General features: G+C 38.9%; 9 protein-coding genes. All 9 read left to right on the top strand.

The genetic code is table 11. From position 1 onward, the window contains the following. The first annotated feature begins 13 nt into the window (after nt 1–13). The 9 genes from yfmF to EYB29_RS02935 all read left to right on the top strand — a co-directional run bounded on the left by yfmF (nt 14) and on the right by EYB29_RS02935 (nt 9,646). Nucleotides 14–1,285 (top strand): EF-P 5-aminopentanol modification-associated protein YfmF, encoded by a 1,272-nt coding sequence (yfmF, locus tag EYB29_RS02895; protein ID WP_166626516.1) that lies wholly within the window; start codon nt 14–16, stop codon nt 1,283–1,285. Further along, complete coding sequence (yfmH, locus tag EYB29_RS02900; protein ID WP_240921820.1) at nt 1,275–2,570, top strand: EF-P 5-aminopentanol modification-associated protein YfmH; 1,296 nt, start codon at nt 1,275–1,277, stop codon at nt 2,568–2,570. Before yfmF ends, yfmH begins: the two co-directional genes overlap by 11 nt. Then, nucleotides 2,563–3,249, top strand: a complete 687-nt coding sequence (locus EYB29_RS02905; RefSeq protein ID WP_166626517.1) for an SDR family NAD(P)-dependent oxidoreductase — start codon at nt 2,563–2,565, stop codon at nt 3,247–3,249. The genes yfmH and EYB29_RS02905 overlap by 8 nt, the downstream gene beginning before the upstream one ends. Next, nucleotides 3,246–4,067, top strand: a complete 822-nt coding sequence (locus EYB29_RS02910; RefSeq protein WP_166626518.1) for a DUF3388 domain-containing protein — start codon at nt 3,246–3,248, stop codon at nt 4,065–4,067. The genes EYB29_RS02905 and EYB29_RS02910 overlap by 4 nt, the downstream gene beginning before the upstream one ends. Nucleotides 4,068–4,082: 15 nt before the next feature. Next, entirely contained in the window at nt 4,083–4,952 is an 870-nt protein-coding gene (locus tag EYB29_RS02915) for a helix-turn-helix domain-containing protein (RefSeq protein WP_166626519.1), read from the top strand. A 4-nt stretch (nt 4,953–4,956) separates the two neighbouring features. After that, nucleotides 4,957–5,541 (top strand): CDP-diacylglycerol--glycerol-3-phosphate 3-phosphatidyltransferase, encoded by a 585-nt coding sequence (gene pgsA / locus EYB29_RS02920; RefSeq protein WP_166626520.1) that lies wholly within the window; start codon nt 4,957–4,959, stop codon nt 5,539–5,541. A 169-nt stretch (nt 5,542–5,710) separates the two neighbouring features. Then, nucleotides 5,711–6,766, top strand: coding sequence for a recombinase RecA (gene recA / locus EYB29_RS02925; RefSeq protein ID WP_166626521.1), 1,056 nt, complete (start codon nt 5,711–5,713; stop codon nt 6,764–6,766). Between the two features lie 169 nt (nt 6,767–6,935). Beyond that, complete coding sequence (gene rny, locus EYB29_RS02930; protein WP_371807496.1) at nt 6,936–8,486, top strand: ribonuclease Y; 1,551 nt, start codon at nt 6,936–6,938, stop codon at nt 8,484–8,486. A gap of 179 nt (nt 8,487–8,665) precedes the next feature. Continuing rightward, a complete protein-coding gene (locus EYB29_RS02935) occupies nt 8,666–9,646 on the top strand; it encodes a nuclease-related domain-containing protein (protein ID WP_166626523.1) in 981 nt (326 codons plus the stop codon). Nucleotides 9,647–9,741: the final 95 nt, after the last annotated feature.

Here is a 9,741-nt window from a genome sequence, read left to right on the forward strand (position 1 = left end):
AGGAGTTTTTCTTATGCAAGGTGTAGAGAAAAAAATTATTAATAATGTACCCATCGTAAAAATATATACCGAAAAGTTTAAGACAGTTGTCGTCAGCATCTACTTCCGTACGCCACTGACTGAACAAGGGGCAACAACAAGGAGTTTACTCAGTCGTATGATGGTCAAAAGAACAAGTGAACATCCGACTAATGCCAAACTGCTTGAGTACTTAGCTGAGCATTACGGTGCACACTTAACTTCTAACGTCATTAAGAAGGGTAGTGACCACCTATTAAAAGTGTCAATTGAATTTGTAAACGATAAGTTTATTCTTGAAGATATGGATATGCTTGGTGATATTACAGCACTCTTAAAAGATGTGTTGTATTCACCGTTCTCTTATAGTGAGGAAGATCAGGCATTTTTCGATAGAGAGAAGCGACTTTTAAAAAATCGTCTGACGAGCATGAAGGATAACTATGCCCAACGTGCCTTTGAGTCTCTCTTAGAGACTATGTTTGATGATGAGCCGTACCGGATTTTATCATTTGGGGATATTGAAGTCTTAGAACAATTAACGCTAGATGATGTTAAAGCAGCTCATGCTGATATGATGGCTAACAACGACATGTCAATTCTAGTTGCCGGTAAAGTGGATGATAAGGTATTTGATGCCTTAGCGAACGTTCATCAATTAGAAGAACCTAAGCTCTATCCTTATAAAGGCTACCCAATACAAGCACCTGGGGACGTGAAGTACAAGACGACAGAAAGCCGTATTGAACAAGCGAAAGCTAACCTAGGCTTTAGGGTACTGTATTCTGAACCTGGTGATGTCATGGCATTGAATGTCTTCAACCAATTGTTTGGCGGTTCTGCTTCATCACTTTTATTTACGAATATTCGTGAGAAGATGAGCTTAGCATATTCCATCCATTCACAAGTGGATATTAAAAATGGTTATCTCTTTGTTCTAGCAGGGGTAGATAACGACAATATCAAGGTCTTTGAAGATGCAGTTAAACGAGAACTTGATCGCGTTTTAGATGGTGATTTTGATGAGCGCTTCGTCGAAGAAATCAAGCGTAATATGTTATCTTCAAGAAAAGAGTCCATGGATAAGCCGAGAGGCTTGATCTCTTTAAATTATAATCGCTTACTGAGAGATCAATCGACGACTAAAGAAGTTAAAGAATGGACTGAACAATTAAAAGCAGTCACTAAGGCAGATATCATAAACCTTGCTACTAAGATTAAACTGGACACAGTATATACGCTGAAAGGCGGTAATAATGATGACTAAGTATACAAAAACATACTATGAACACGTTGATGAAACCGTCTATAAACAGGTAATGGATAACGGTTTACAGGTGTATATTATCGACAAGTCAGGTTATAACAAAAAGTTTGCAACGTATACAACTAAATATGGTTCGACTGATAATCACTTTAAGTCAGGTGATAAGGTTTACAATGTTCCAGACGGTATCGCTCACTTTTTAGAACATAAGATGTTCGACAAAGAATCAGGTGACGTCTTTACGAAGTTTTCTGAAATGGGTGCCAGTGCCAATGCCTTTACTTCAGTGGACCGGACATCATATTTATTCAGTGCTACGGAAAATTTTGAAGAGAACTTAACGCTCTTGATGAACATGGTTGAAATTCCATATTTTACACCTGAAAAAGTGGATAAGGAAATTGGTATTATCAATGAAGAGATAAAGATGTACCAGGATAATCCAGGCTATAGACTCTACCATGAGACCCTAAATTCAATGTATGAAAACTCACCTGTTGCAATTGATATTGCAGGGACTTTAGAATCGATTTCTGAAATTACTGCAGAACACTTATATCTATGCCATGAGACATTCTATGCACCGGATAATATGGTCATGATTTTAGCAGGAGATTTCGATATCGAAGCAACGTTTAACTTTATCGAAACGCATCAAAATAAACGTCCGACAACGACGCCATCAAACATTGAACGCTTCCTACCAGAAGAACCTTATGGTGTAAGTCGTTATAATCAAGAACTTCATCTGCAAGTGACCACACCAAAAGTGATGCTCGGTTTTAAATCACTCCCGGATGATGCAGATAGTCATTTAAGATCAAAACGTGATGCAGCGATGTTATTTGCCTTAGATATGGTCTTTGGCGAACAGTCTAGTTATTATGAGGATCTTTTAGAACGTGGCATTATAGATGATTCCTTTAATTTCTCTTATCAAGAAGATAATCTTGTGCGTCATACTTTGATGGCTGTGGAAACTCAACATCCAGAAACATTTACACAAGAAATAATCCGCATTATTAAAGAAGTTAAAGACTCAGATTTCTTCAGCGAGAAGCGATTGCAGAGTCAAAAGCGAGAGTTATTAGGTGATTATTTAACGAGCTTAAACTCTCCAGAATACGTTGCGAATCAGTTTACTAAGTATCTCTTTGATGGTGCCGATCTCTATGAAGTGCCAGATCTAATCAATAGTATTAGCTTAGATGACTTGAAGGAATTCTTTAATAATTCTATCGATGAAATGAATGTCTCAAGTGTCATCGTGAAGCCACATGACTAAGGTTGTCATCGTCGGTGCAAGTGGTGATATCGGATCATCGGTCCATAAGAAATTTAAAGATGATGATGTCATCACATTCTCAAAGACACAGGCGCCGAAATTTCAAAGTACCCATCATTATTTAGACTTGAGTCAGCCAATTGAAAGGGACGATCTAGCGTCATACTTTCAACACATTGATGTCATCGATACATTAATTTACACTCCAGGAGAAGCTTTGTTTGAACTCATCCAAGATACGGATTTAAGCACTGTCGATAAACAGTACAATATAAACATACGTAGTTTGGTCGCTTTTATTCAGATATTGCTTCCTAAGCTGAGAGAAAGTGAGCAAGCATCGATTATCGTCATGTCCTCGGTATGGGGGACATACGGCTCAAGTATGGAAAGTGTTTATAGTGCCTTTAAAGGTGCACAGGAGACCTTGGTCAAATCCTTGGCCAAGGAGTTTGCACCGTCAGGAATTTCAGTAAATGCTATAGCACCTGGTGTGGTCCGTGGTAGAATGACATTAAAGCTAGGTAAAGAAGACATAAAGTATATGTTAGAAGATTTGCCGCAAGGCCGTTTAATTGAGCCTGAAGAAGTGGCAGACCTCACTCTTTATTTAGCATCTAGTAAAGCACGAAGCATTACGGGAGAGGTTTTAAAAATCAACGGGGGATGGTTTACATGAATCCAACACAACCTGAATTTTATCCTGAACGTACAGTAGAGGTGTATTTAGAATATAAAAATTTAGATGACAGGCCAGGTTTACTGGGCGATATTCTAAGTCTTTTAGGTAATATTGGTCTTTCAATTAAAACGATTAACGGTGTTGAAGTTTCACAGCGTGCACTGTTGATTCGTACGGACGATATGTGGAAGTTAGAACGCTTTAAAAACATCGTCAGACACATCCATGAGATTGAAATTATAAAGATTAGAAAACCGACCATTACTGACCGTTTGACCCTACGTCATGGCCGATTCATCAAACGTGCTGAAGAGAACAAGAATATCTTTAGTTTTACACGTGATGAAATTAGTATTGTTGTTGACTTTCTAGCGAGTTTATTTGAGATTGATGATACTTTCTTAATTGGTGTCCGCGGCATGCCAAGAGTTGGTAAGACAGAATCCGTAGTTGCGGGGAGCGTGACAGCTGGTGATAAGTGGTTGTTCTTATCGTCAACAATGTTAAAACAGACGGAAAGAACGAGTCTTCACAAACAGGAATACGACAAAGGTAACGTCTACATTATAGACGGTGCTGTCACATCTAAATCAACAAATAATGAACATAAACGTCTGGTCAACGAAATTATAAACTACGAGGGTACGACTGTCGTCGAACATCCTGACTTACTAATGGAAGATCCTTACTTTAAACTGACTCAAGATGATTTTGATTACATTATTGAAATACGTGAGTACGAAGGTCAAGAAATTACTTATGAAAAACATAAGAAGCGTCACTGGTTTGAAAGTGACAACATGGACTTTTTCTAATTGGAGCTAAAGATTATGAAACTAGGGACTTACTTAAAAAATAAAAGGGAAAAATCCGGCATCACTTTAAGAGAGATGGAAAGTGGCTCAGGTATAAAAAAATCAGTCATCTTAATTATCGAAGCGGGTGACTTATCAAAACTCCCTGAACCGAAACATACCAAACACCTTATTAGAAAGTATGCTGATTACGTAAAACTCGATGCTGATATGCTCTTTGAGCGTTTTAGTGATGAGCTTCCAAAAGCGACAACAGATCAGCAGAAGAGAAATCAAAAAGAAGATCAGGACTTTAAATACTTAAAGAAAATTTTAATCGGTTTTATTACGATGATCCTAGTCTTGTTTGTTGTTTGGCTTGTACTTTTGCAAATCGGTTCTGAAGGTGACCTCTTTGAAACTAAACGGGTCTATGAAACAGACTCTGAAGTTATTGATGACATTGCTTCATCAAATGAAGAAGAATCGACCGAAGCACCAGAAGAAGAAGCTGAATCTGAAGAACCAGAAGGAGAAACAGCTGAAGAAGAAACAGAGGAAACAAGCGAGGAAGAAGCTGAAGAAGCGCCGACAACCGATGTGAGTTTTGTCAATCGTGAAGGTAATACTTTGATATACAATATTACGACGAGTGACACTTTTTCAGTGGAAATTTCAGGAGATGAGCCTTCTTGGGTTAGCCTAACTGATGACCTTGAAAATTCTTATCTATATGAGGAATCTGAAGGTGGCACTTTTGATATTGATCCAGAAGCGTCTGTATTAAATTTGGCACTCGGAAACTCTACGAATTTTGATGTCTCAATTGATGGTCAGCCACTCGACAATTCCTTACGTGGTGATACGGTAACAATATATTATCAATTCAACATAACGAGGGAGTGACAAAATGAATATACCTAATTGGTTGACTGTGTTTCGAGTCATCCTTATTCCAGTCTTCTTAATCTTTGCCTTAGTCGATTTCGGTTTTGGCAATACGACCTTCCTCGGTGGGGAAGTTATCCGTATTGAACAGCTCATTGCTGCTGTTACCTTTATCGTTGCCGCATTGACTGACTTTTTAGATGGCTACTTAGCCCGTAAATGGAATCTCATTACCAACATGGGCAAATTTTTAGATCCGCTTGCCGACAAACTCCTTGTCACGACCGGTTTAATTGTCCTAGTTGAATGGCATGTTATTTCATCCTGGATTGCAGTCGTCATCATCGCACGTGAATTTGCAGTCACAGGTTTAAGACTCTTACAAATTGAGCAGGGCTACGTGTCAGCAGCAGGCCAGCTTGGTAAAGTGAAGACGGTCTTTCAAATGTTTGCACTAGTATTTTTACTTTTCGGTGATATTATGACAAGTTTCCTACCATTTTCACCAGGTATGGTATTAATGTACATTGCAGTCTTCTTTACGATCTTATCTGGAGTCGAATACTTTGTTAAAGGCCGTGCTGTTTTTAAGGCAGACCATAAATAAAAAATTGTCGATAAAAACCAACAGAAAAGTGAAGTTTAGTAATGAATCCTGGCGGTAATTAGAAAATGGTCAGCAAAAATTAAAATTTTGTATTTAAAAGCGAACATATATTCGCTTTTTTATTTTATGAGTGATATAATAAATATGAAATCACGACTGGAGGTACATTATGGACGAAAGACATAAAGCGATAGATACAGTAATTAAAAATATGGAAAAATCATTTGGTAAAGGTTCGGTAATGAAGCTAGGAGATGACGTTGGACGTAAGGTACAAACCACTTCATCAGGATCAGTCACAGTAGACAGAGCACTCGGTGTAGGCGGTTATCCTAAAGGCAGAATTATAGAAATCTATGGACCGGAATCTTCAGGTAAGACGACAGTATCCCTACACGCGATTGCAGAAGTTCAGAAAAATGGAGGCATCTGTGCCTTCATTGACGCAGAGCATGCGCTCGATCCAGAATATGCTAAGAATCTTGGTGTAGACATTGATAATTTATATATTTCACAACCAGACACAGGTGAGCAAGCACTAGAAATTACAGAAGCTTTCGTACGTAGTGGTGCTGTAGATATGGTCGTTATCGACTCTGTAGCAGCCCTAACACCTAGAGCGGAAATCGAAGGTGAGATGGGTGACTCTCACATGGGTCTTCAAGCCCGTCTGATGTCTCAGGCACTACGTAAACTTTCAGGTGCCATTTCTAAGTCAAACACAACTGCCTTATTCATCAACCAAGTTCGTGAGAAAATTGGTGTGATGTTCGGTAACCCAGAAACAACAACCGGCGGACGTGCCCTAAAATTCTATAGCTCAGTACGTCTTGAAGTCCGCCGTGCGGAAAGTCTTAAAGTCGGTCAAGATATCGTTGGTAACCGTACTAAGATTAAAGTTGTAAAAAATAAGGTTGCACCACCGTTTAAAGTGGCAGAAGTCGACATCATGTATGGTGAAGGTATTTCTCGCGTCGGTGAAGTGATTGACCTTGGTGTAGAAGAAGACATCATTGAAAAAAGTGGTGCTTGGTATTCTTACAATGGTGAAAGACTTGGCCAAGGTAAAGAGAATGCGAAGAATACACTAAAAGAAAACACTGAACTATACGAAGAAATCCAAAGAAAACTGCGCTCGGCACTCGGCTTTGGGGAAGATATTGAAGTCACTGAAGAAGAGGATGAGAAAGAAAGTACACTCTTTGATGAAGATGAATTAAAATAAGCTTATATAGCAATTTATTAAAAGTCGGCAAGCACGGGAAATGTAAATTCTCGTGCTTGCTTTTATGTAACATTATATTTAAAATTGTAATATATAATATTTTAATTCAACTCATATTATATTTAACACACTTTAGAACCGAGATAGGGAGGTGTTTATTGTGGACTTAATGAACATTCTCTTCATCCTAATTGGTATTATTCTAGGTGTTGTTATCGGATATTTTATTGTCAATAACATGTTGACGAAAAAGCAGCAACAAGCGAGAACATCAGCTGATCATATAATTTCAGAAGCAGAGAAAGAAGCTGACAATCTCAAGAAAGAAAAGCTGCTCGAAGCGAAGGAAGAAAACCAAAATCTGAAGGAAGCTTTCGATGATGATATGAATCGTCAACGCGCAGAGATGAAAGCATATGAAAACAGATTAATTCAACGAGAATCATCCTTAGATCGTAAAAGCGAAACGCTAGATAAGAAAGATGACTCGTTGGAACAAAAAGAAGCTAAAATTGAAGAAAAACAGCAGATGGTAGATGCCAAGGATGACGAGATTAATGAAAAAATTAGTCAACAAGAAACAGAATTATCCCGCATCTCCGGACTGACTCGTGATGAAGCGCGAGAAGAGTTGTTCTCTCAAGTAGAACAAGAACTGTCACATGATATGGCTGTAATGGTAAAAGAAAAGAAAGAAGCAATGACCCGCGATGTAGAAAAAGAAGCGCGTGAACTGCTTGCTCTAACGGCACAGCGTTACGCAGCAGAATATACAAGCGAGTCCACAGTGTCGGTAGTCAACCTACCAAATGATGAGATGAAAGGTCGCATCATCGGCCGTGAAGGTCGTAACATTAGAACACTTGAAACGCTGACTGGTGTCGATCTCATCATCGATGATACGCCAGAAGCGGTAATCTTATCAGGCTTTGATCCGATTCGTCGTCAAATTGCGAAAAGTGCCCTAGAAGCACTCGTAGAAGATGGACGAATTCACCCAGGACGCATCGAAGAAATGGTTGATAAATCCCGTCGCAATATGGAAACTGAAATTCGCGACGCAGGTGAAGCTGCTGCATTTGAACTCGACATTCATAACTTACATCCAGAACTTTCTAAGCATTTAGGTAAGATGAAATATCGTCTAAGCTACGGACAAAACGTCCTCAAGCACTCAATAGAAGTTGGATATCTTGCAGGTATCCTAGCAGCAGAACTCGGCGAAAACGTTGCACTCGCTCGCCGTGCTGGGCTACTTCATGATATCGGTAAATCCATCGACCATGAACTAGAAGGATCACACGTTGAAATCGGGGCTGAACTTGCTAAACGTTACAAGGAAAAAGACACAGTTATCAACGCAATTGAATCACACCACGGTGATGCTGAACCAACAAGCGTCATTTCAATCCTTGTTGCAGCGGCAGATGCCTTATCAGCTGCCCGTCCAGGTGCAAGACGCGAAACACTCGAGAACTACGTTAAACGTTTAGAAAAACTAGAGCACATAGCAGAAAGCTATGAAGGCGTTGAAAAAACCTTTGCAATTCAGGCCGGACGCGAAATTCGTGTCATGGTAAGTCCTGAAAATATCGATGACCTTAAAGCCCATCGATTAGCAAGAGACATTAAAAAACAAGTAGAAGATGAACTACAATATCCAGGACACATAAAAGTGACAGTTGTCCGTGAGATGAGGGCCATAGAATACGCTAAATAGTATTTAAAAAATCCCCCAGACTAATTCCTAGTCTGGGGGATTTTTGTATGGTGCTTTTTACCATTTTTCAAATAAGTACTTACACTTTTGCCATTATTGTATTTGTGAGGGCTTTTAGCTGAAAAACTATATTTTCCATGTATAAATAGAAGTGAGGAAATATACAAATTGGAGGAAAAATGTTCTTAAATCATCGTAAGCAACCATTCGAACTTTTACATTATGCCGCTTTAGGAAAACGTCGAGTATTGACAGAAGAAGAACAAACCGCCTTGAGAACAAGTCATAAGGGGTTTATCGGAGAAAAGAATTACGATTTGATTTTGGATGAAACCGGCCACAGAAATATGCATATATTTCGTGATGTCTTTTTGAAAATCGGTAAAAGTTATACCCAGTTTGATAGCATCATCATCGCTGAAGATAGAATATCACTCAATGAAATCAAAAACTACAGCGGTGAATATAGATTTGAAAATGGTAATTGGTATCGAAATCAAAGGCAGATGAGTGATAACCCTTTTGTTCAAACAGTGCGAGCAAAAAACAAACTTCAGCGCCTAATGACAGAGAACAACATTCAATACATTGTTGAGTCAGCCACTGTCTTTGTGAATGATGATTTTAGGTTGATTAGTGACGACGATAAGATCTGGAAGACCACCGTGTTACGAAATTATCTTAGATCATACTTTTCAAGTCGGGGTAGTAGTTTTGTAGGCAATCGTACAAAGAAGGCAGCTGAAATAATTAAAACTGCTATAGCTGAAAATCCCTATTTACCAAATGCTGTAGATATAAAGACGTTGAAGCTGGGTCTTTATTGTGGGGTTTGTGGGCACTTTGATTTGGAGAAGGGTCAATTCCATTTTTTGTGTGCAAATTGCGGGACGAAGGAGAGTAATAGTACCCACGTTTTACGTACCTTTAGCGATTTTAAATTCCTCTTCCCTGATGAAAAAATGACTAAGAGGAAGGTGCTGCAGCTGGCGGATCATCAGTTGTCCGATACTACCATTAAACGTTATTTAGCAAAATTTTGTACTAGAGATACAAGTGTGAAAACTGCTTGTTATAAATTTAAATTTTATGATTTTGAAGAAGCTATGACGACGATAAAGGACATAAGATATAAAGATTGGGTGAAAATTGTTGAATGATGGAGGTAGTTTGTCTTTATCGGCTCGGTGTGGAACTGACAGCGGTCCGCTAGGGATTTATCGGCTCGCTGTGAAACTGACAGCGGTCCGCTAAA

The sequence above is a fragment of the Jeotgalicoccus sp. S0W5 genome (assembly GCF_011634875.1).
GTDB lineage: Bacteria > Bacillota > Bacilli > Staphylococcales > Salinicoccaceae > Jeotgalicoccus > Jeotgalicoccus marinus.

Bases quoted from the DNA above. Each gene is read 5' to 3' on its own strand.
- yfmF (WP_166626516.1), top strand. From the start codon at position 14: ATGCAAGGTGTAGAGAAAAAAATTATTAATAATGTACCCATCGTAAAA.
- yfmH (WP_240921820.1), top strand. From the start codon at position 1,275: ATGATGACTAAGTATACAAAAACATACTATGAACACGTTGATGAAACC.
- EYB29_RS02905 (WP_166626517.1), top strand. From the start codon at position 2,563: ATGACTAAGGTTGTCATCGTCGGTGCAAGTGGTGATATCGGATCATCG.
- EYB29_RS02910 (WP_166626518.1), top strand. From the start codon at position 3,246: ATGAATCCAACACAACCTGAATTTTATCCTGAACGTACAGTAGAGGTG.
- EYB29_RS02915 (WP_166626519.1), top strand. From the start codon at position 4,083: ATGAAACTAGGGACTTACTTAAAAAATAAAAGGGAAAAATCCGGCATC.
- pgsA (WP_166626520.1), top strand. From the start codon at position 4,957: ATGAATATACCTAATTGGTTGACTGTGTTTCGAGTCATCCTTATTCCA.
- recA (WP_166626521.1), top strand. From the start codon at position 5,711: ATGGACGAAAGACATAAAGCGATAGATACAGTAATTAAAAATATGGAA.
- rny (WP_371807496.1), top strand. From the start codon at position 6,936: ATGAACATTCTCTTCATCCTAATTGGTATTATTCTAGGTGTTGTTATC.
- EYB29_RS02935 (WP_166626523.1), top strand. From the start codon at position 8,666: ATGTTCTTAAATCATCGTAAGCAACCATTCGAACTTTTACATTATGCC.